General features: G+C 72.1%; 18 protein-coding genes. 12 read left to right on the forward strand and 6 right to left on the reverse strand.

Annotation, left to right across the window (positions count from 1 at the left end):
- Nucleotides 1–2: 2 nt before the first annotated feature.
- A complete protein-coding gene (locus ACFPFQ_RS44910; RefSeq protein ID WP_379629526.1) occupies nt 3–587 on the reverse strand; it encodes a sensor histidine kinase in 585 nt (194 codons plus the stop codon).
- Between ACFPFQ_RS44910 and ACFPFQ_RS44915 the strand changes: the two genes are divergently transcribed.
- Complete coding sequence (locus ACFPFQ_RS44915) at nt 492–746, forward strand: hypothetical protein (RefSeq protein WP_379629412.1); 255 nt, start codon at nt 492–494, stop codon at nt 744–746. The genes ACFPFQ_RS44910 and ACFPFQ_RS44915 overlap by 96 nt on opposite strands.
- 220 nt (nt 747–966) lie before the next feature.
- Nucleotides 967–1,185, forward strand: coding sequence for a hypothetical protein (locus ACFPFQ_RS44920; RefSeq protein WP_379629413.1), 219 nt, complete (start codon nt 967–969; stop codon nt 1,183–1,185).
- A 22-nt stretch (nt 1,186–1,207) separates the two neighbouring features.
- On the opposite strand, the gene ACFPFQ_RS44925 is transcribed toward ACFPFQ_RS44920, so the two are convergent.
- Nucleotides 1,208–2,857, reverse strand: a complete 1,650-nt coding sequence (locus ACFPFQ_RS44925) for a fumarate hydratase (protein WP_379629414.1) — start codon at nt 2,855–2,857, stop codon at nt 1,208–1,210.
- Between the two features lie 238 nt (nt 2,858–3,095).
- Between ACFPFQ_RS44925 and ACFPFQ_RS44930 the strand changes: the two genes are divergently transcribed.
- The 5 genes from ACFPFQ_RS44930 (at nt 3,096) to ACFPFQ_RS44950 (ending at nt 9,900) form a co-directional block, all read left to right on the forward strand.
- Nucleotides 3,096–5,483, forward strand: coding sequence for a xanthine dehydrogenase family protein molybdopterin-binding subunit (locus ACFPFQ_RS44930; protein WP_379629415.1), 2,388 nt, complete (start codon nt 3,096–3,098; stop codon nt 5,481–5,483).
- A 99-nt stretch (nt 5,484–5,582) separates the two neighbouring features.
- Nucleotides 5,583–6,740 (forward strand): serine hydrolase domain-containing protein, encoded by a 1,158-nt coding sequence (locus ACFPFQ_RS44935; protein ID WP_379629416.1) that lies wholly within the window; start codon nt 5,583–5,585, stop codon nt 6,738–6,740.
- Nucleotides 6,741–6,833: 93 nt separating this feature from the next.
- Nucleotides 6,834–7,679 (forward strand): fumarylacetoacetate hydrolase family protein, encoded by an 846-nt coding sequence (locus tag ACFPFQ_RS44940; protein WP_379629417.1) that lies wholly within the window; start codon nt 6,834–6,836, stop codon nt 7,677–7,679.
- Nucleotides 7,676–8,389: a maleylpyruvate isomerase family mycothiol-dependent enzyme gene (locus ACFPFQ_RS44945; RefSeq protein ID WP_379629418.1), complete on the forward strand. Its 714-nt coding sequence runs from the start codon at nt 7,676–7,678 to the stop codon at nt 8,387–8,389. The genes ACFPFQ_RS44940 and ACFPFQ_RS44945 overlap by 4 nt, the downstream gene beginning before the upstream one ends.
- A gap of 74 nt (nt 8,390–8,463) precedes the next feature.
- Nucleotides 8,464–9,900: an RNB domain-containing ribonuclease gene (locus ACFPFQ_RS44950; protein WP_379629419.1), complete on the forward strand. Its 1,437-nt coding sequence runs from the start codon at nt 8,464–8,466 to the stop codon at nt 9,898–9,900.
- A 74-nt stretch (nt 9,901–9,974) separates the two neighbouring features.
- Here the strand turns inward: ACFPFQ_RS44950 and ACFPFQ_RS44955 are convergent, their stop codons facing one another.
- On the reverse strand, nt 9,975–10,484 hold the full coding sequence (locus ACFPFQ_RS44955) for a nitroreductase family protein (protein WP_379629420.1): 510 nt from the start codon (nt 10,482–10,484) through the stop codon (nt 9,975–9,977).
- 140 nt (nt 10,485–10,624) lie between these two features.
- Between ACFPFQ_RS44955 and ACFPFQ_RS44960 the strand changes: the two genes are divergently transcribed.
- On the forward strand, nt 10,625–11,731 hold the full coding sequence (locus ACFPFQ_RS44960) for a glutamate-cysteine ligase family protein (protein WP_379629421.1): 1,107 nt from the start codon (nt 10,625–10,627) through the stop codon (nt 11,729–11,731).
- A gap of 56 nt (nt 11,732–11,787) precedes the next feature.
- On the opposite strand, the gene panB is transcribed toward ACFPFQ_RS44960, so the two are convergent.
- On the reverse strand, nt 11,788–12,666 hold the full coding sequence (gene panB, locus ACFPFQ_RS44965; RefSeq protein WP_379629422.1) for a 3-methyl-2-oxobutanoate hydroxymethyltransferase: 879 nt from the start codon (nt 12,664–12,666) through the stop codon (nt 11,788–11,790).
- A gap of 141 nt (nt 12,667–12,807) precedes the next feature.
- On the opposite strand from panB, the gene ACFPFQ_RS44970 reads away from it, so the two are divergent.
- Nucleotides 12,808–14,796, forward strand: coding sequence for a protein kinase domain-containing protein (locus ACFPFQ_RS44970; RefSeq protein WP_379629423.1), 1,989 nt, complete (start codon nt 12,808–12,810; stop codon nt 14,794–14,796).
- 60 nt (nt 14,797–14,856) lie between these two features.
- On the opposite strand, the gene ACFPFQ_RS44975 is transcribed toward ACFPFQ_RS44970, so the two are convergent.
- Together ACFPFQ_RS44975 and ACFPFQ_RS44980 are read right to left on the reverse strand one after the other, a co-directional pair.
- The gene (locus ACFPFQ_RS44975) at nt 14,857–15,423 is read right to left on the reverse strand and encodes a dihydrofolate reductase family protein (protein ID WP_379629424.1); all 567 of its coding nucleotides are present in this window, start codon (nt 15,421–15,423) and stop codon (nt 14,857–14,859) included.
- Nucleotides 15,424–15,676: 253 nt separating this feature from the next.
- The gene (locus ACFPFQ_RS44980; protein WP_379629425.1) at nt 15,677–17,392 is read right to left on the reverse strand and encodes an NAD+ synthase; all 1,716 of its coding nucleotides are present in this window, start codon (nt 17,390–17,392) and stop codon (nt 15,677–15,679) included.
- 133 nt (nt 17,393–17,525) lie between these two features.
- Between ACFPFQ_RS44980 and ACFPFQ_RS44985 the strand changes: the two genes are divergently transcribed.
- From ACFPFQ_RS44985 to ACFPFQ_RS44995, 3 genes are all read left to right on the forward strand, one after another.
- Nucleotides 17,526–19,085, forward strand: a complete 1,560-nt coding sequence (locus tag ACFPFQ_RS44985; protein WP_379629426.1) for an alpha/beta hydrolase — start codon at nt 17,526–17,528, stop codon at nt 19,083–19,085.
- A 91-nt stretch (nt 19,086–19,176) separates the two neighbouring features.
- Entirely contained in the window at nt 19,177–20,520 is a 1,344-nt protein-coding gene (glnA, locus tag ACFPFQ_RS44990) for a type I glutamate--ammonia ligase (protein WP_379629427.1), read from the forward strand.
- Between the two features lie 26 nt (nt 20,521–20,546).
- Nucleotides 20,547–21,386 (forward strand): GNAT family N-acetyltransferase, encoded by an 840-nt coding sequence (locus ACFPFQ_RS44995; protein ID WP_379629428.1) that lies wholly within the window; start codon nt 20,547–20,549, stop codon nt 21,384–21,386.
- Nucleotides 21,387–21,407 lie beyond the last annotated feature (21 nt).

The raw sequence follows: 21,407 nt of genomic DNA on the forward strand, positions 1-21,407 counted from the left end.
GGTCAGAGCTTCCCGGCGATCGTGGTACCGGCGCCTGGGGCCGAGACCGCCGCGGCGGTGCCGCCGATGGCGTGCATCCGGTCGGCGATGTTGGCGAATCCCCGGCCGCCCCGTAGCCGGTCGAGGTCGGCCCCGACCACGTCATCGCTCACCGCGAACCGCAGGCGGCCCTCTCCCCGGCCGGTCACCGCGATGGTGACGGAGGCGTCCGGCCCGGCGTGCTTGGCAGCGTTCTGCACGGCTTCGAGGCACGCGGAGTAGACATGGGCCTCCACGGCAGCGGGCAGTCGCCCCACCCCGGCCGCTCGCACCTCGGTCGCCATCGTCGCCCGGCCCGTGGTGGCCCGGAGCGCGGCGACCAGGCCGTGCTCCACCAGCACCGCCGGGTGCACCCCGTTGGCGAGGTCGTCGAGCTCGCGACCGGTCGCGATGAGCTCCTCGCGCACGGCGGCGAGCACGTGGTCGGCCTGCGCCCGGTCCCGGTCGGCGAGATGGAGCGCCACCCGCAGCTGCGTGGTGACGGCCCCGAGCCGCTGCTGCGCGCCGTCGTGCAGATCGCGCTCGATCCGGGCCCGCTCACCGTCGATGGCGAGCGCGACGCGACGGCGGGACCGCTGCAGGTCGACGGCATCGGCGGCGAGGCTGATATGCGTCTGCCATGCCAGGAACAGCAGCCGCCAGCAGCAGCGGCGCCAGCGCCGCCGCGGCGAGGTAGTCGACCGCCATCGGCGTTACCGCGCCGATGAACAGCAGGACGCACCACCCGGCCACCGACGTGCACAGCACCGCCGAGACGGCCCAGGAGGTTGTCCTCGGCGACGACCACCCGCACCGCGTTCACCGCGCCGGCGTAGTCGGGTGTACGGGTACCCGAACCCACGATCGGCGTGCTGGCCCGATCGCGGCACGCGTCGTTTCCGAGCACCTTTCTCGTCATGCTGACAACGACGGTTCACCGCCCCGCACGTGCCCACCGCTGGGTCACCGCAGCGGTACTTCCTCGGCTACAACGTCCACACCACGACCGACAGCGGCGGCCGGTACTCGATGACCCTGCCCGCCGACGTCTACGTGGCACTCGCGCTCGACACGACCCCCGGCTCGTCGAACAACTACCGCGTGGCCTCCGGCGACAACAGCGTCTCGGTCCCGCCGTCGGTGCGCGTGGATTTCGTCGCCGAGTGAGCGCTCGGTCGCGCCCGGCCGCTCAGCGGTGGAAGCTGACCTGCAGCGTCGGGAGGCTGACCTCGGCGAAGAAGTCGTTGCCCTTGTCGTCCACCACGACGAAGGCGGGGAAGTCCTCCACCTCGATCTTCCAGACCGCTTCCATCCCGAGCTCGGGGTACTCGAGCACCTCGACCTTGCGGATGCAGTCCTGGGCCAGCCGGGCGGCCGGACCGCCGATGGAGCCCAGGTAGAAGCCGCCGTGCGCGGCGCAGGAGGTGGTGACCTGCTGGGAGCGATTGCCCTTGGCGAGCATGACCAGCGAGCCGCCGGCCTCCTGGAACTGCTCCACGTAGGAGTCCATGCGCCCGGCGGTGGTCGGCCCGAACGAGCCGGACGCGTAGCCGGCGGGTGTCTTGGCCGGCCCAGCGTAGTAGACGGGGTGGTCGCGCAGGTACTGCGGCATCTCCTCACCCGCGTCGAGCCGCTCGGCGATCTTGGCGTGGGCGATGTCGCGGGCCACGACCAGCGGGCCGGTCAGGGACACGCGGGTCTTCACCGGCAGCTGGGAGAGCTGGTGGCGGATCTGCTCCATCGGGCGGTTGAGGTCCACCTGCACGACCTCCTCCGGCAGGTCCTCCGACGAGGTCTCCGGGAGGAACCGGGCGGGGTCGCGCTCGAGCTGCTCCAGGAACACGCCGTCGGGGGTGATCTTGGCCTTGGCCTGCCGGTCGGCAGAGCAGGAGACCGCGATGCCGACGGGCAGCGAGGCGCCGTGGCGGGGCAGCCGGATCACGCGCACGTCGTGGCAGAAGTACTTGCCGCCGAACTGGGCGCCGATCCCGAACTGGCGGGTCAGCTCCAGCACCTGCTGCTCGAGGTCGCGGTCACGGAAGGCGTGACCGATCGCCGAGCCCTCGGCGGGGAGGTTGTCGAGGTAGCGCGCCGAGGCGAGCTTCGCGACCTTCAACGTGAACTCCGCCGACATGCCGCCGACGACGATCGCGAGGTGGTAGGGCGGGCAGGCCGCGGTGCCGAGCGAGCGCAGCTTCTCGTCGAGGAACGCGGCGAGCTTCTTCGGGTTGAGCAGCGCCTTCGTCTCCTGGTAGAGGAAGGTCTTGTTGGCCGAGCCACCGCCCTTGGCCATCACCAGCAGCTCGTACTTGGGCTGCTGCCCGGGCACCGAGTACAGCTCCACCTGCGCGGGCAGGTTGGTGCCGGTGTTGCGCTCGTCCCAGAACGAGGTGGGCGCCATCTGCGAGTAGCGCAGGTTGAGCTGGTCGTAGGCCTCGAAGATGCCGCGCGAGATGGCTTCCTCGTCGTTGCCGCCGGTCAGAACGGTCTCGGTGCGCTTGCCGACGACGATGGCGGTGCCGGTGTCCTGGCACATCGGCAGCACCCCGCCTGCCGCGACGCACGCGTTGCGCAGCAGGTCGGTGGCCACGAAGCGGTCGTTGGGCGACGCCTCGGGGTCGTCGATGATCGCACGCAGCTGGGCGAGGTGCCCCGGCCGGAGCAGGTGCTGGATGTCGTGCACGGCCTCGCGCACGAGTGCGGTGATCGTGGCGGGATCGACCTCGAGGAACGTGCGGCCCGCGGCCTCGACGACCGAGCCGGGCGTCAGTTCGAGGCGGCGGTACTCGGTCTCGTCCGGGCCGAGCGGGAGTACTTCGGTGTGGTGGAACTCGGGCACAGGGGTGACGCTACAGAACGGGCCCGGGGTCGGGAGGCCGGACCGGCCCCCGACCAGTCCGACCCCCCGGGGTTCGCGCCGTACCGGCCGAGCCGGGTGCGCGAGGTCTCCGGATGGAGACCCTCCCCGGCCGTACCGATCCCGTCAACCGCTGGCAGGGCGACAGGTCGCCGACACGCCTGACGGAACGTGGCGGAGGACCCTCCAGATAATGCGGCGGAGGACGTAGGGTCATCACATGGCTGGATCGATTCTCGGTACCTCCGTCCGCCGGGTCGAAGACCTCGACCTGATCACCGGAGCCAGCACCTACGTCGGCAACCTCGCGCTCGACGGCGTGCTGCACCTCGCGTTCGTCCGTTCCCCGCTGGCCCACGGCCGCGTCATCGGCATCGAGACGGCAGCGGCCGCCGCTGCCCCTGGTGTGGTCGCGGTGTTCACGGCGGCGGACCTGGACCTGCCGGCACATCACGGACTCATGATCATCAATGAGGACCTGCCCCGTCCGCCGCTCGCGTCGGACACCGTGCGTTTCGTCGGCGATCCGGTGGCCGTCGTCGTCGCCGAGACCAAGGCCGCCGCGGTGGACGCCACGGAGCTGGTGGAGGTCGACTACGACCCACTGCCGGCCGCCGTCGACATGGAGGCGGCACTCGAGCCGGACGCCCCGCTGCAGTTCCCCGAGCTGGGCACCAACCTGGCTGCCGGGATGCGCTCGACCAGCGCCGAGAGTGCCGACGCACTCGCCGACGCCGAGGTCGTGGTGCGGGCCCGCATGGTCAACCAGCGACTCGCCGTGATGCCGATGGAGGGCAACGCGATCGCGGTGCTGCCCGGCGGCTTCGCCGGGCCGGACGGCGTGGTGCCCGACGACGACCTCACGATCTGGGCGTCCACCCAGATGCCGCACGGGTTCCGCGCGCAGGCGGCGCGGCTGTTCGGCTACGAGCAGGAGCGCGTCCGCGTCATCACCCCGCACGTCGGCGGCGGGTTCGGCGGCAAGGCCGGGATGATCGCCGAGCACACCGTCGCGGTCGGGGTGGCGCGCAGCCTTGGCCGGCCGGTGACCTGGGTGGAGACGCGCTCGGAGAACCTCGTGTCGATGCCGCACGGTCGTGGCCAGGTCGCCTACTACGAGCTCGGCCTCACCAGGGCCGGGAAGATCACCGGCATGCGGGCCCGGGTCGTCGCCGACGCCGGTGCCTACGCCGGCTTCGGCGGCGGGCTGGTGTTCGGGTCCACCTACGTGATGAACCAGGGCGTCTACGACATCCCGAAGGTCGGGTTCGACGCGGCCGTCGCGCTCACCAACACCACGCCGATGGGGGCGTTCCGCGGCGCCGGTCGCCCCGAGGCCACCGCGCACCTCGAACGGATCATGGACATGGCGGCCGACGAGCTCGGCCTCGACCCGGTCGAGCTCCGCAGGCGCAACTTCATCGACCCGGGCGCCTTCCCCTTCACCACGCTGGCGGGTGCCCAGTACGACGTCGGTGACTACGACCTGCCCCTGCGTGAGGCGCTGCGCATCGCCGACTACGACAAGCTGCGCGAGGAGCAGGCCACCCGCCGCGCGGCAGGCGACCCGGTGCAGCTGGGCATCGGCATCTGCGTCTACGTCGAGATCACCGCCGGTGGGGGCGGCACCGAGTTCGGGTCCGTCACCGTGCACGCCGACGGCTCGGCCACCATCTCCGCCGGCACCTCCGGTCACGGCCAGGGCCACCCGACGGCCTTCGCGATGCTCACCAGCGACCGGCTCGGCATCCCGATGGACAAGATCCGGTTCGTCCAGTCGGACACGGCGCTCGTCCCGCGCGGCGGCGGCACCGGCGGGTCCCGGTCGCTGCAGATGGGCGGCAACGCGGTGCGCGCCGCCGCCGACGACGTGCTGGAGCAGGCCCGCCGCCGCGCCGCGGAGCTGCTCGAGGCCGCCGTCGACGACGTCGTACTCAGCCCCGACGGAGAGTTCGGCGTGTCCGGCGTCCCGTCGATCACCCTGACCTGGGCGCAGGTGGCGAGCGCGGGGGAGGAGCTGCACGCGGGCATCGACTTCCGCCAGGAGGGCGCCACGTTCCCGTTCGGGGCGCACGTGTCGGTGGTGGAGGTCGACACCGAGACCGGACGGGTCACGCCGCGCCGCCACATCGCCGTCGACGACTGCGGGCGCATCCTCAACCCGCTGCTGGTCTCGGGCCAGCAGCACGGCGGGCTCGCGCAGGGTGTGGCGCAGGCGCTGTACGAGGAGATCGTCTACGACCCGGAGGGTCAGCCGCTGACGGCCACCCTCGCCGACTACCGCATGCCCAGCGCGGCCGACCTGTTCACCTACGAGGTGTCCAACACCGAGACCCCGACGCACATGAACCCGTTGGGGGCCAAGGGGATCGGCGAGTCGGCGACGGTCGGTGCCACCCCGGCGGTGCAGAACGCCGTCATCGACGCCCTGCGCCCGCTGGGGATCAAGCACATCGATCTCCCGTGCACCCCGCAGCGGGTCTGGTCGGCGATCCGGGACGCGCAGGCCGGGCGTCTCACCGATCCGTGGCGGGAGCCGCCCGCGGTCTTCGCCGACCTCCCGGTCCGCGCGGGCGCCTCCGACGCGGCGACGGGCGGCGAGATCTGACCCTTCGGCCAGTATGATCTGTCGCCGCGCGTTGACGCATCCACGGGCGGGGGCAAGGGTGGTCGTGCTGGGCTGTCCCCGGATGAAGTGGAGATCTCTGTGAGCGCCATCGACGACGTACTGTCCGCCGCGGTAGAGGCCGGTGACGTGCCGAACGTCGCCGCCATCGTCGGCGACCGCAACGGCGTGATCTACGAGGGCGCGGCGGGTCCCCGGGTGGCGGGTGCGGCCGACCCGGTCGGCGTCGACACCCATTTCCGGATCATGTCGATGACGAAGATCGTGGCCACCACCGCGGCGCTGCAGCAGGTCGAGAAGGGCACCCTCGACCTCGACGCCCCGATCGCGTCCTACTGCCCCGAGTTCGCCGACGTGCAGGTGCTCGACGGCTGGGACGGCGACACGCCGCGGCTGCGGGCACCGGCGAGCCAGGCCACGGTCAAGCAGCTGGTCACGCACACCAGCGGGCTCGGCTACTGGTTCTGGAGCGAGGACCTGGTCAAGTGGGAGGCCGCCACGGGCACCCCCAACGTGCTCGCCGGCGCCAACGTGATCTTCACGGCGCCGCTGCTGGCCGACCCCGGCACGCGCTACATCTACGGCATCAACACCGACTGGCTGGGCAAGGTCGTCGAGGCCACGTCCGGGGTGACGCTCGACGTCGCCGTCAAGGACGGCATCACCGGCCCGCTGGGCATGGGCGAGACGGAGTTCCAGCTGCGGGACGGGTGGTCGGGCAGCACCACGCCGGTGCACCTCAAGGGCGAGGACGGCACCTGGGCGGCGAGCGAGATCGAGCTGAACCAGCAGCCCGAGTACTACGCGGGCGGGCACGGCCTGTACTCGACGCCACGCGACTACATCAAGTTCCAGCGCGCGCTGCTGGGCGGCGGGGAGCTCGACGGCACCCGGATCCTGCAGCAGTCGACCGTGGACGCGGCGTTCACCAACCAGATCGGTGACCTGAGCTTCCCGGAGGCCATCCCGACCGCCGACCCGACGTCGACGCACGAGTTCAACGCCGGGCCGGGCTACAAGTGGGGCTACGGGCTGCTGCTCAACACCGACGACGTCCCGGGCATGCGCCGGGCCGGCAGCGGCGCGTGGGCGGGGCTGTGCAACACCCACTTCTGGGTCGACCCCACCACCGGGATCTGCGCCTCGATCTACAGCAACTTCCTCCCGTTCGTCCCGCCGGAGGCGCTTGCGCTCTATGCCTCCTTCGAGAAGGCCGTGTACGCCTCGCTCTCCTCGTGATCGTGGGGGGCGTCACGAAAACAGGTGGCGCCCCCGCTTCGCGTTGCGCCCAGGGCTGAAGGACACTGCCTCAGTGACGAGCGAGGAGACGCGATGAGGCTGGCAACGATCCGGACCGCGGCGGGCAACCGGGCGGTCCGGGTGGATCTCAGCGGCGAGGCGGGCGGCGGAACGGCCGTCGAGACCGGTGATGCCGACCTGCGGGCGCTGCTGGAGCGCCCGGACTGGGCCGAGCGGGCCGCTGCGGCCGCCGGGCCGACGCACGACGTGGCCGGGCTGGACTACGCGCCGCTCGTCCCCTCCCCCGAGAAGATCATCTGTGTCGGTCTGAACTACCGCGACCACGTGCTCGAGATGGGCCACGACCTGCCCGAGTACCCCACTCTGTTCGCCAAGTACGCGCCCGCGCTGGTGGGTGCCTACGACGACATCGTGCTCCCGTCGGTCTCCGACAAGGTCGACTACGAGGCCGAGCTCGTCGTCGTCATCGGCAGCTCCGTCCGCCACGCCACGCCCGAGCAGGCCACCGCCGCGATCGCCGGCTACAGCGTGCTCAACGACGTCAGCGTGCGCGACTACCAGAACCGCACCTCCCAGTTCCTGCAGGGCAAGACGTTCGAGGCGAGCACCCCGCTCGGACCGTGGCTGGTCACGCCCGACGAGCTGCCCGAGGGCGGCTGGGCCATCAGCACCACCCTCGACGGCGAGACGATGCAGGACTCCAGCACCGCCGAGCTCGTCTTCGGCCCGGTCGACCTGATCGTCTACCTGTCCGCGATCATCACGCTCAACCCGGGCGACGTCATCGCCACCGGCACGCCGGGTGGTGTCGGGCACGCCCGCAAGCCCCCGCGCTACCTCACCGACGGGGCCACCGTCGTCACCACCGTCGCGGGTGTCGGGGAGCTGCGCAACGCCGCGCGCTCGGAGAAGCGGTGACGCGGTCACTGACCACGACACTTGCTTGGGGCGGGGACGGGGCGGCGCACCTGCGCGGCCTCATGGCGCGGATGGGCGACGACGCGTTCGTCGCCCCGTCCGCGTTGCCGGGCTGGAGCCGTGCACACGTGCTGAGCCACGTCGCGCTGCAGGCCGACGGCATGATCAACCTGTTGACGTGGGCGCGGACCGGGACGCCGACCCCGGCCTACGCGAGCGTCGAGCAGCGTGACGCCGACATCACCGCCGGGGCACTGCGCGCCCCGGCGACGATCCGGGAGGACGTCATCTCCTCCTCCGACCGGCTCGCCAAGGTGGTCAGGGAGATGCCGGCGCAGGCGTGGGCGGTGCAGGTCGCCAACCCGCAGGGGGTGGAGTTCCCGGCCATCGACATCCCGTGGCTGCGCGCCAGGGAGATGTGGATCCACGCCATCGACCTGGACGTCGGTGCCAGCTTCGCCGACCTGCCCACGCCGATGCTCACCGAGCTGCTGACCGAGGTCGCGGCGGCACTGAGCAGCAAGCCGGGGTGCCCGTCGCTGCGGCTCGAAGCCGCCACCGGCACCTGGACGGTCGGCGGTCCGGACGGGGCGTCGGTCGTCACGGGCACCGCCCCGGAACTGGCGGCATGGTTGCTCGGCCGTTCGCGGGGGCGGGAGCTGCGCTGCAACGCGGGCCGCACGCTGCCGATCGTCCCGCGCTGGCTCTGACGTTCCCTCGGGACGGTTCCCCGCGGGCGCGTCCGGCGGGGCGCGACCCCACCCGGCGTGAAAGGCTCGCCGCCGTGCACACCGAGGCGCGCCCTGCCGAACTCGCCGAGCCGGACTTCGATGCCGTTCGCGCGGAGTTCGACCTGTCGGCGCAGTTCCCGCCCGACGTACTCGCCGAGGCGGCCCGCGTGGCGGCCCTGCCGGTGGCCGCGGGCCCCGATCGCGTCGACGCCACCGACGTCGAGCTGGTGACCATCGACCCGCCCGGGTCGATGGATCTCGACCAGGCCGTCGGGATCGTCCGGCGCGGCGACGGGTTCCGCGTGCACTACGCCATCGCCGACCTCGGCGCCGTCGTCGTACCCGACGGCGTGCTGGACGCGGAGGTGCGTCGCCGCGGCCAGACCATCTACCTGCCCGACGGGTCCACCCCCCTGCACCCGCCGGTGCTCTCGGCCGACGCGTCGAGCCTGCTGCCCGGGGTGGACCGGGCCGCGGTGCTCTGGACGATCGACGTCGACGCCGCGGGGGAGCGCGTCGCCGTCGACGTGCGACGGGCCGTGGTGCGGTCACGCGCCCGGCTGGACTACGCGGGCGTGCAGGCCGACGTGGACGCCGGGCGGGTGCACGCGGCGATCGCGGCGCTGCCCGACCTCGGCCGCCTGCGCCACGCCGTGGCCATCAAGCGCGGTGCGATCGAGCTGGAGCTGCCCGAGCAGGAGGTTGTGCCCGACGGGGCGGGCGGCTGGACCGTCCAGGTCCGCAAGCGCCTGGACGTGGAGGCGTGGAACGCCGAGATCTCGCTGCTGACCGGCATGTCGGCGGCTGCGATCATGCTCGAGGCGGGCGTCGGACTGCTGCGGACGCTGCCCGCACCCGAGCAGGCGGCCGTCGACCAGCTGCGCCACACCGCGCGCGTACTCGGCGTCGCGTGGCCGCACGGCGCGAGCCCCGCCGAGATGCTCGCCGGGCTGCCGGTCGACACCCCGGCGACGCTCGCGATGCGCCGGGCGGCCACCACGCTGCTGCGCGGCGCCGGGTACGCCTGGTTCGACACCGCGACGGGCACGCCGCCGCCCGCGGACCCCGGGCACGGGGGAGTCGGTGGGCCGTACTCGCACGTCACCGCGCCGCTGCGGCGGCTCGTCGACCGTTTCGGCACGGAGGTCTGCCTCGCCGTCACCGCGGGCCTCGAGGTGCCGGCGTGGCTGCTGGCGGCGCTGCCGACCCTGCCCGAAGTGATGGCCACGTCCGATGCGCTGGCCGGGCAGGTGGACCGCGCATGCGTCGACCGCACGGAGGCGGTGCTGCTCGCGACGCGCATCGGGCAGGAGTTCGACGCGGTGGTGCTGCGTGAGCCGCCCCGCGAGGGCGACCCCGGCGAGATCTACGTGCACGAGCCGCCAGTGCTGGCCCGCTGCACCGGCGCGCTGAAGGCGGGCGCCACGGTCCGGGTGCGGCTGACCGAGGCCGACCCCGCCACCGGCCGGGTCCTGTTCACCACGGCCTGACCGTCGAGAACGACGTTGCCATGATCGAACAGGGCTTTTGATCATGGCAACGTCGTTCTCGACGGGCGGGTGGGCTAGTCGAGCCAGGTGACGGGGGGTTCCTCCGCGGGGCGGGGCGGGGGTGGGTTGCCGCGCGGCGTGCCCAGGTAGATCCAGCCCGTGACGTCCTCGGTGTCCAGCAGGCCCAGGTGGGCGCGGACCTTCGGGGCGTCGCCGTACCAGCCGGTGCGCCACATCGCCCCGAACCCGACGGCGTGGGCGGCGAGCGTGAGCCCGTGCGCGGCGCAGACCGCTGCGGCCCGCTGCTCCCACGCCGGCACCTTCGGGTGCTCGCGCGGGCACGCCACCACCACGACGATCAGCGGCGCGCGCAACGGCTTGGACCGGCTGCGTCCCAGCTCGACGTCGGTGGCCGCGGGGTCGCGCTCGGCGTGCGCGGAGGCGAAGGCATCGCCGAGCGGGCCCAGCGACGCGCCCTCGATCGCGATGAACCGCCACGGCCGCAGCCGTCCGTGATCGGGCGCGGAGCCGGCGGCGAGGAGCAGCTCCCGCAGCTGGGCTCGATCGGGCGCGGGTTCGCACAATCCAGGCCGCGAACGCCTGTCGCGCACTAGCATCAGCGGGTCGTGGCCGCTCACCCGATACCTCCCGGCTCCGTGATGAGATAAGGCTACCCTCACTCTGTCGGGTTTGCGCCCCTCCCCCATCTTTCGAGGAGTCGAACGTGTCCGTGCGCGCCTTCCGCTACGGCCTCGAGCACGAAATGGCGGTGACCCGGCGGGACGGCACGTTCGCCGACTTCACCAGCCTCGCGTTCGAGGATTTGCAGGCCGTGGTCGATGTGCTGCCCGAAGATCCGGCCGACTACCCCGATCTGCGGGTCGGCGACCAGGGGATCAAGCGCAAGCGCTGGTACGTCGAGGGCTACGAGCGCTTCGACGGCGCCGGCGGGCTGCTGCGCTGCGATCCCAAGGGCCTCGAGATCCGCACCCGCATCCACCACTCCGTCGAAGGTGCGGTCGCCGCGCTGCAGGCCGACCAGAAGGCGCTCGACGCCGAGCTCGCCATCCGCGGGCTGGGCACAACCGTGGTCGGGTTCAACCCGCTGCGCTCGGCGTACGTGATCGAGCCGCCGCTCAACGCGTGGGAGCACGGGCACCGGATGGGCTCGCCGGAGGAGCGCACGGCCCACCTCCACATGGTCACCTACGGGCCCGACCTGAACCTGTCCGCCGCCGACATGGACGCCGCCGAGCTCGTCGACGTCGGCCGCAAGCTCACGCACTACAGCCCGTGGCTGGTGCCGCTGTCGTTCTCGTCGCCGTTCCGCGACGGCGCCGTGTGGGACGGGCTGTCGGCCCGCACGTTCGAGCGCACCGGTGCCCGCCCGGCCGCGCTGGTCTTCCTCGGTCCCGACGACCCCCAGATCGAGGCGGATCCCTCGCTCACCCAGGAGGCGCGGCTGGCGGCGGAGATCGGGCGCATCGAGTTCAAGGCGTTCGACGCCTGCCCGGACCCCGAGCTCTACGGCGAGCTGCTCAGCCTCCTCACCGGACTGGTGCTCGACACCACCCTGCCGGGCAGGCGCACCACGCCCGACGCGGCGCTGCACCAGCAGGTGGCCCGCGTCGGGCTGCGCGACGACGCGGTGCACGCCGGCACGGGCGAACTGCTCGACGCCGCCGCAGCGGCACTGGCGGGCCGTCCGGCCGACCTGGACCGGCTCGGCTCGCTGCGTGCCCGTTGGGCCGCCCGGCAGTGCCCGGCGGAAGAGATGGTGGCGCGCTACGCGGCGGGCGAGCGGGTGGCGGGCCTGTGCGGCTCGCACTGAGCGGGGCAGGCTCACCGCACGGGCACGGCTGACATAGCCGCACCCGTGCGGGAGGTCTACTGGTACGAGTGCTCGGCGTCCGGGTAGCTGCCGCCGCGCACGTCGTCGCCGAACCGCCTGGCCGCATCCAGCAGGACGTTGCCCAGGTCGGCGTACTGCTTGACGAACCGCGGCTTGCGACCCCGGTTCATCCCGGCCATGTCCGACCAGACCAGCACCTGCGCATCGGTGTCGGGCCCGGCGCCGATGCCGACCGTCGGGATCACCAGCTCGGCCGTGACCTGCTTGGCGACCTCGGCGGGCACCATCTCCAGCACCACCGCGAACGCGCCGGCGTTCTGCAGGGCGATGGCGTCCTCGATCAGCTGCTCGCGACCGCCGCCGCGGCCCTGGATCCGGTAGCCGCCCAGCGTGTGCTCGCTCTGCGGCGTGAACCCGAGGTGGGCCATCACCGGGACGCCGGACCCGGTCAGCGCCTCCACCTGCGGCACGAACCGTGCGCCGCCCTCGAGCTTGACGGCGTGCGCGCCGGCCTCCTTCATGAACCGGAAGGAGGTGGTGAGCGCCTGCTCGGGGCCGATCTGGTAGCTGCCGAACGGCAGGTCCGCCACCACCAACGCGGTGTGCGTGGCCTGGGTGACGGCCCGGACCAGCGGCAGCATCTCGTCGACCGTGATGGGCAGCGTGGTGCCGTAGCCGAGCACGTTGTTGGCGGCGGAGTCGCCGACGAGCAGCACCGGGATGCCGGCCTCGTCGAAGATCTCCGCGGAGTACATGTCGTAGGCCGTGAGCATCGGCCAGCGTTCGCCGCGCTCCTTGAGCTCGCGCAGGTGCTGGATGCGCACCCGCTTGGGCCTGCCGGCTGCCGGGGCGAGCGGCCCCGAGCGGTACGGCGGCGCGACCTCGGTGGCCGGAGTGACCTCTGATTCGGACATCCTCGTCCTTCCTCCCTCGAGGCCCGCCACAACGGGTCCCCGGGTCATCAGGTGGCTGATGAGCACAGCGTGACATTGCCGATGAGTCACGACACGGGTCCTGGGACGAGGTTCACACGACGGTGGCGTGATACTGGTCGGGTGACCGTGCTGGACGTCGGCGCCGTGGTCGGCGGCCTCCGTATCGATGCCGTGGCCGGACGCGGGGGCATGGGCGTCGTCTACAAGGCCCACCAGCTGGCCCTCAATCGCACGGTCGCGATGAAGGTCGTCAGCCCGGAGCTGGCAGGCGACCCCGAGTTCCGGGAGCGCTTCCGGCGCGAGGCCCGCCTCGCGGCCGCACTGGACCATCCGCACGTCGTCCCCATCCATCACGCCGGTGAGGACGACGGCTACCTGTACCTCACCATGCGCTACGTCGACGGTGTCGACCTCGCCGCCATGATCGACGAGAAGGGCCGGCTGGAGCCCCGCGACGCCGCGGAGATCGTGGCCCAGGTGGCGGGCGCGCTGGACGCAGCGCACGCGCGCGGGCTCGTGCACCGCGACGTCAAACCGGCCAACATCCTGGTCACCCGGCCCGCCGGGCGCTGGCACGCCTACCTCACCGACTTCGGCATCAGCAAGGAACTCGCCGGCAACGCGATCACCCAGACCGGACTTGTCGTCGGGTCGCTCGACTACATCTCCCCGGAACAGCTCGAGGGCCACGACGTCGACGGCCGGGCCGACGTCTACTCGCTGGGCTGCGTGCTGTTCCAGGCGCTGACCGGGCGCGTGCCGTTCCCGCGCGACACCACCGCGGCGCGGATGTACGCCCACCTGCACGTGCTGGCACCGACGCCGGGGCAGGTGGTGCCGGCGCTCACCGGGCCGCTGGACGCCGTGCTCGCCCGCGCGCTCGCCAAGCGTCCGGCTGACCGGTTCGCCACCGCGGGCGAGTTCGGGCGGGCCGCGGTCGCGGCCGCCGCCGGGCTGCCGGTGGGCTGGGCGCCGCCGGCGTCGGCGTCGCAGCTGAAGCCGCCCGTCACCCCGGCCCCGCCCACCTCGCACCCATCGGCCCCGTACCCACCGCCACCGGCTGCGTCGCGTCCGCCGCAACATCCGTCCGGCCCGCAGGCGGCACCGGCCGGGCGGTCCCGGCGGTGGTGGTGGGTCGGCGGTGCGGCGGTGGTCGCGGCCGTCGTGGTCGGCGCGGTGTTCGTCGTCCCGACGCTGACGGGCGCGGCGCCGGGCCCGGCCCCCACCCCTACGGCGCAGCCTGATCCGGCGGCGCCCGCGGCCGGTCGGGTGGTGGGCACGCCGATCAAGGTGGGCGCGGGCGCCTACCAGCTCACGGGCGGCTCCGGCTTCCTGTGGACGGCGAACCCGGGTGCCGGCTCGATCTCACGCATCGACCCGACCACCGGCACCAGCACGGACCTCCCGGTGGGCGGCGCCCCGAACCAGGTCGTGATCGGGGCGGGGAAGGCCTGGGTGTGGAACTACTCCTCCGCGATCACGCCGGTGGACGTCGCGTCGGGCACGGCGGGCGAGCTCATCCGCACCGAGCAGCAGATCAGCCGGATCGGCCAGGCGAACGGCTCGCTGTGGCTCACGCTGCCGGACAAGGACGCGGTCGGGCGCATCGACATGACCACGGGCCAGTGGACGGGCGAGCTGATCCCGGTCGGGCACCGGCCGGGGCCGATGTCGATCGACGGCAACATGATCTACGTGGTCAACCAGACCGACAACACGCTGAGCACGATCGACGCCACCACCCGCGCGGTGGTCGGCGCGCCGCACAACCTCCCCAACGGGATCGGTGCGGTCGAGGCGGCCGGCGGGCGGATCTACGTCGCGGGCTCGGCGGGCATGGCGGTGCAGGGCGCCACCGACCTGACCGCCGCCGACCTCGTGAAGCTCGACGGGGCGTCCGGGGTCACCCCGGGCGCCAACGCGGTGTGGATCATCGACACCGACCGCAACGAGATCCGCAGGCTGGCGCCCGACCTGCGCTCGCCGCTGGGCGGACCGATCTCCGGCATCGGCAAGGGCGCCGGTGACAGCCAGGAGATCGACGGCGTGCTGTGGTTCCTCAACGCCGACGACGCCACCGTGACGCGGATCGAGCCGACGCCGCTCTGAGTGGCTGCTCCCGCACTCGATCATCGCGGCTAGAGGCTGCCGGAAAGTCCTCCTCGCTTCCTACTTGATCTCGTAGCGCAGCAGCACTACTCCGTTGTCGAACGAGGTGCCCTCGACCAGCTTCAGGTCCTGCCGATCCTCGAAGACGCGCGTTCCCCTACCGCGCGTGGTCGGGCAGACCCGCATCTGAACTTCGTCCACGAGGCCGGCGGCCAGCAGCGAGCGCATCAGTTCCAAGCTGCCCCACAGCCAGATGTCCTTGCCGCTCTGCTCCTTCAGCTCCCGGATGGTGGCCGCCGGGTCGCGGGTGACGGTCGCAGCCGGGTGGTCGCCCCACGGGGCTTCGTCCAGCTTCGACGAGGCGACGAACTTGGTGAGGCTGTTCAGCTTCTTGCCGTACTCGCCCTGGTCGTCGGCGTACGGCCAGTAGCCCTTGGACTGGTTGTAGGTGTTGGCGCCGAGAATCATCGTGTCGACCGAGTCGATGAAGCCCATCACGCTGTTCTGGAAGGGGTCCTCGGTGATCTCGTCGTCGAACGGTTCCCCCGACACGAAGCTGAGGCCACCGTCCTCCTCCGCGGCGATGTTGTCGACCGTGACCCACTGCTGGACTATGAGCTTTCGCATGGCTTCTCCTCATCCGCTGCGGCCGTGGTGGCCGCATCTGTCTCTGTGACGGAGCCGCCGGCCCGTTCTCGACATGCCTCCGCGGAGGCCCGTGGATGAGAGTCGAGTGAAGAGCTTCGATCTGCCGGCGCTCGAGCGCGCACTGGCTCATGATCCAACCGGAACCTGTGGGCGTTGATCACCCGCCCGGCGCGCAACGGGACAGGGCGGGGCGTCCGGTGCAGTTGCAACGGGGGTGGGTCGGGCGAACCGGCTACGGCCGCTTCTCCCGCCAGGTGTTGGTGATCGGCAGCCTGCGGTCGCGGCCGAAGCCCTTCACCGTGATCTTGGTGCCCGGCGGGTACTGGCGGCGCTTGTACTCGGCCCGGTCCACCAGCCGCACGATGTCCTCGATCGTCTCGGCCTCGAAACCGGCCTCCACCAGGTCGTCGAAGCCGCGGTCGCTCTCCACGTAGTCGTCGAGCACGGCGTCGAGCAGGACGTAGTCGGGCAGCGAGTCGCTGTCGAGCTGGCCGGGCCGCAGCTCGGCAGAGGGCGGCTTCTCGATCGAGTTGGGCGGGATCGGCGCGATCTGCCCGTCCTTCTCTGCCTGCTCGTTGCGCCACCGCGCGAGCCGCCAGACCAGCGTCTTGGGCACGTCCTTGATCGGCGCGAAGCCGCCGACGGCATCGCCGTAGATGGTGGAGTAGCCCACGGCCAGCTCGGTCTTGTTGCCGGTGGCGAGCACGAGGTGCCCGTCGGAGTTCGACAGCGCCATCAGCGTGACGCCGCGGCAGCGGGCCTGCACGTTCTCCTCCGCGAGCCCGGTGAGCCCGAGCTGCCCCACGAACGCCTCCACCATCTCGCCGATCGCCTGGGTGCTGTAGTGCAGCCCGGTGCGCTCGGCCATGTCGGCCGCGTCGCCCCGGGAGTGCTCCGAGGAGTACTTCGACGGCATCGACACGCCGTACACGGCATCGGCCCCCAGCGCGTCGACGGCGATGGCCGCGACCACGGCCGAGTCGATGCCGCCCGAGAGCCCGAGCACCACCGACCGGAAGCCGTTCTTGCGGACGTAGTCGCCCAGCCCGGTGCGCAGCGCCCACCACACCTCGGCCTCGTCGGGCAGTGGGTCGTAGTTGGCGGGCGGCGCGAGCGTGGGCTTCGCGGGAGCGACGGCCGTCAGCTCGTGGTGGTGCACCTCGAAACCCGCGACGGTGCCGGCGCGGGCCCGGCCACCGGGCAGGTCCAGGTCCAGGACCAGCAGGTGCTCCACGAACTGCGGGGCCCGCGCGAGCAGGGTGCCGTGCTCGTCGACGACCATCGAGTCGCCGTCGAAGACCAGCTCGTCCTGCCCGCCGACCAGGTTGACGTAGGCCATCGGCGCCCCCGCCTCCCGGGCCTTGCGGGCCACCAGCGCCCCGCGCGTGTCGTCCTTGGCCCGCTCGTAGGGCGAGCCGTTGAGGCACAGCAGCAGGTCCAGCCCGAGTTCGCCGTAGGCGGCGACGGGCCCACCGTCCTGCCAGATGTCCTCGCAGATCACCACGCCGATGTCGAGGCCGTGCATGCGGACGACGGGCAGCACCGAGCCGGGGGAGAAGTAGCGGAACTCGTCGAACACACCGTAGTTGGGCAGGTGGTGCTTGAAGTAGCGGTCCACGACCTGGCCGCGCTGGATCAGGGCCGCGGCGTTGCGGGGCCCGGCGTCGTCGAGGTCCAGGTACCCCACCACCACGAGCAGCTCACCGAGTCCGGCCTCGACGAGCTGCGCGGGCAGCGCGTCCAGCGCGCGCCGGGACGCGACGGCGAAGGACTCCCGCAGCGCCAGGTCCTCCACCGGGTAGCCGGTGAGCACCATCTCGGGCAGCGCCACCACCTCGGCACCGGCCGCCGCGGCGGCACGGCACCGGTCGAGGACGATCGCGGCGTTGCCGGCGAGGTCGCCGACCGTCGAGTTGACCTGGGCGAGTGCGAGTCGCAGCTGCGGCATGCGCCCATCATGGCGGCCCGCGCCGGAGCCGCTCCTGCGACGGTGCTCACGCGGAGCCCGGACCTCACCCGAAGGGGGGACCCACCGGTCGTGCACGAGATGCCGAATCCTGTTGCGCTGGCATGCTGGGTGCGTGTCGGCTCCCCGCGGAACGCGTGCCCTCGTCGTGGCCCTCTGCTCCGCCGCTGCGGTGGTGGTGTCCTGCTCCCAGCCCACGGTGGCCGGTGCGGGAGGTGGTGCGGCGCCGCCGGATCTGCAGAGCTTCTACAGCCAGAAGCTGTCGTGGGGGCCGTGCGAGCCCTTCGCCCTGAGCGAGAACGACAAGCAGGCCTACGCCGACGCGAAGTTCGACTGCGCCAAGCTGACCGTCCCGCTGGACTACGCGACACCGACCGGGAAGACGGCGCAGATCGGGGTGCTGCGGCAGAAGGCGACCGGTCAGAAGATCGGATCGCTGCTGTTCAACCCCGGTGGACCGGGCGGTTCCGGGATGTCGTTGGTCACGTCGCTCTCACCGGGCCTGGCCGCCGGTCCGCTGGCGCAGCGCTTCGACCTCGTCGGGTTCGACCCGCGCGGCGTGGGCGCGAGCACGCCGACGATCGACTGTCTCAACGACGCCGAGTGGGCCGTGGAGCGCACCCAGGACGACGTCGACCCGTCCCCGGCCGGTGTCGCGAAGACCGAGCAGGAGGCCAAGGACTACGACCAGCACTGCGTGGAGCGCTCGGGGGGCACCGAGGTGCTGGCCAACGTCGGCACGCGCGACGTCGTCAAGGACGTCGACATCCTGCGCGCCGTGCTCGGGGACCAGAAGCTGAGCTACGTCGGGTTCTCCTACGGCACGCGGATCGGGTCGGAGTACGCCGAGGCGTTCCCCCAGAACGTCCGCGCGCTCGTGCTCGACGGCGCGCTCGACCCGACCGAGACGACGATCGACCGCACCGTCAAGCAGAACGCGGGTTTCCAGCAGGCGTTCGACGCCTACGCCGCCGACTGCGCCAAGCAGGCCAACTGTCCGCTGGGCACCGATCCGGCGAAGGCGACGGCCGCGTTCCAGGCGCTGTCGCGCCCGCTGATCGACAAGCCCCTCGCGGTGGGCAACCGCTCGCTGTCCTACTCCGACGCCGTCACCGGCACCATCCAGGCGCTGTACGCCAAGGACTTCTGGCCGGTGCTCTCGCGCGGCATCTCGGGACTGGCCACCGGCGACGGCAGGATCCTGATGGCGCTGGCCGACCTGTACTACGACCGCGGCCAGGACGGCGTCTACGGCAACAGCAACGAGGCGTTCGTCTCGATCAGCTGCGTCGACGAGGAACGCATCACCGATCGCGCGGTGGCGAAGGACCTGCAGGAGAAGGCCAACGCGGCCGCACCGTTCCGCGACAGCGGCCGGGGCGCGGTCGCGGCGCTGGACCAGTGCGCGTTCTGGCCGGTGCCGCCCACGAGCCAGCCGCACGTGCCGCACCCGCAGGGCCTGCCGCCGACGCTCGTGGTGTCGACCACCGGTGATCCCGCCACGCCGTACCAGGCAGGCGTGGACCTCGCGAAGGCGCTCGGCGGCGGGCTGATCACCTACGAGGGCACCCAGCACACCGTCGCGCTGCAGGGCAAGGCCTGCGTCGACGACGCCGTCAACGCCTATCTGATCGACCTCAAGGAGCCCCCCGCCGGGTTGCGCTGCGCCGCCTGAACGCGGGTTTCACACGATCGAGAGCGGGGCCACACCCATCCTGATCAGGGCCGAAACATGACCGTAACGCGACGTTCCTAGGCTCGCCCGCATGGACCGCCAGCAAGAGTTCGTGCTCCGCACGCTCGAGGAACGTGACATCCGGTTCGTGCGGCTGTGGTTCACGGATGTGCTCGGCTACCTGAAGTCCGTCGCCGTCGCCCCGGCGGAGCTGGAGGGGGCGTTCGCGGAGGGCATCGGGTTCGACGGGTCGGCCATCGAGGGGTTCGCGCGCGTCTACGAATCCGACATGGTCGCGAAGCCCGACCCGTCCACGTTCCAGGTGCTGCCGTGGGAGTCGGGCACCGGCGACCACTACTCGGCGCGCATGTTCTGCGACATCGCGATGCCCGACGGCTCGCCGTCATGGGCCGACCCGCGCCACGTGCTGCGCCGCGCGCTGTCCAAGGCCGCCGAGGCCGGTTTCACCTGCTACGTCCACCCCGAGATCGAGTTCTACCTGCTGCGCGACCTGCCGGCCGACGGCACGCCGCCCACCCCCGCCGACAACGGCGGCTACTTCGACCAGGCCAGCCACGACGTCGCACCGCACTTCCGGCGCAACGCCATCGAGACGCTGGAGTCGATGGGCATCTCCGTCGAGTTCAGCCACCACGAGGGCGGCCCCGGCCAGCAGGAGATCGACCTGCGCTATGCCGACGCGCTCACGATGGCCGACAACATCATGACCTTCCGGTACGTGGTGAAGGAGGTCGCGATCACCCAGGGCGTCAAGGCGTCGTTCATGCCCAAGCCGTTCTCGGCGCACCCCGGCTCGGCGATGCACACCCACTTCTCGCTGTTCGAGGGCGACCGCAACGCCTTCCACGACCCGAACGACCCCTACGAGCTCTCCGACACCGGCAAGTCGTTCGTCGCCGGGGTGCTGCGCCACGCGCGCGAGATCAGCGCCGTCACCAACCAGTGGGTCAACTCCTACAAGCGCCTCATCACCGGCGGCGAGGCACCCACGGCCGTCTCGTGGGGCCACGCCAACCGCTCCGCGCTGGCGCGCGTGCCGATGTACTCGCCGGGCAAGGCCTCCACGCGCCGGGTCGAGATCCGCACGCTCGACACCGCCTGCAACCCCTACCTCGCGTTCGCCGTGATCCTCGGCGCCGGGCTGCAGGGCGTGGCGAAGGGCTACGAGCTGGGCGCCCCCACCGAGGACGACGTCTGGTCGCTCACCGAGACCGAGCGCCGCGCCATGGGCTACGAGTCGCTGCCCCAGAACCTGACCGAGGCGCTCGCCGCGATGGAGCACTCGGAACTGGTGGCCGAGATCCTCGGCGAGCACGTCTTCGACTTCTTCCTGCGCAACAAGCGGGCGGAGTGGGACGGCTACCGGCGCCAGGTCACCCCCTACGAGCTGGCCACGTATTTGCCTGTCCTCTGACCGCACCCGCGTTCTACCGTGGCGCGATGGAGATCGTCGCGCATGACGACACGGCCGCGTTCGCGCAGCTCGTGATGCCCCTGCTGGCCGCCGACCCGCTGCGCCACACCGTCACGATCACGGTGCTGGACGGCCACCTCGGTACCGGTGACGAGATGGCCGTGCGGCTGACGCTGCAGGACGCCGGCGGCGTCGTCGGGGCGGTCCTGCGCAGCCCTGGCCGGGCCGCGATGGGGTCGGCGGTCCCGGTGGAGCACGCGGAGACGGTGGTGGCCGCGCTCGCCGAGATCGACCCGGAGCTGCCGGGGGTGTCGGGTCCCGTCGCCGAGGCGGAGGCGATCGCGGCGGCGTACGCCGCGCGCGGCGGCGCCACGGACGTCGCGATGCGGCAGCGCCTGTTCGCCCTCGACACGCTCGTGCCACCCGCGGGCGTGCCCGGGGCGGCGCGGGTGGCCGATGCCGCGGATCTCGACGTGCTCGGTGGCTGGCGCCATGCGTTCGCCGAGGAGGCGAGCCCGCACGGCTGGGAGGGCACGATCAGCCCGCGTCACACCGTGGAGCGGGCGCTGCGGGGCGGGGCCGGTGAGCTGCTGTGGGAGGTCGACGGCGAGGTGGTGGCGCAGGCGTCGGCCCGGCGGCCGTCGGCCGGGATGTCGCGGATCGGGCCGGTCTACACCCCACCCGAGCACCGCGGCCACGGCTACGCGGCGGCCGTCACGGCGGCGGCGTCGCAGTGGGCGCGCGATGCCGGGGCCGATCGGGTCGTCCTGTTCACCGACCTCGCCAACCCGACCGCCAACCGGCTCTACCCGCGCATCGGTTACCAGCCGGTGCACGATGCGGTGGAGTTCACCTTCACCCGCTGACCGTCGAGAACGTACCTACCG

It is taken from the genome of Pseudonocardia sp. GCM10023141 (assembly GCF_042653605.1).

Bases quoted from the DNA above. Each gene is read 5' to 3' on its own strand.
- ACFPFQ_RS44975 (WP_379629424.1), bottom strand. From the start codon at position 15,423: ATGCGAAAGCTCATAGTCCAGCAGTGGGTCACGGTCGACAACATCGCC.
- panB (WP_379629422.1), bottom strand. From the start codon at position 12,666: ATGTCCGAATCAGAGGTCACTCCGGCCACCGAGGTCGCGCCGCCGTAC.
- ACFPFQ_RS44915 (WP_379629412.1), top strand. From the start codon at position 492: ATGGAGCGCCACCCGCAGCTGCGTGGTGACGGCCCCGAGCCGCTGCTG.
- ACFPFQ_RS44995 (WP_379629428.1), top strand. From the start codon at position 20,547: ATGGAGATCGTCGCGCATGACGACACGGCCGCGTTCGCGCAGCTCGTG.
- ACFPFQ_RS44930 (WP_379629415.1), top strand. From the start codon at position 3,096: ATGGCTGGATCGATTCTCGGTACCTCCGTCCGCCGGGTCGAAGACCTC.
- glnA (WP_379629427.1), top strand. From the start codon at position 19,177: ATGGACCGCCAGCAAGAGTTCGTGCTCCGCACGCTCGAGGAACGTGAC.
- ACFPFQ_RS44980 (WP_379629425.1), bottom strand. From the start codon at position 17,392: ATGCCGCAGCTGCGACTCGCACTCGCCCAGGTCAACTCGACGGTCGGC.
- ACFPFQ_RS44940 (WP_379629417.1), top strand. From the start codon at position 6,834: ATGAGGCTGGCAACGATCCGGACCGCGGCGGGCAACCGGGCGGTCCGG.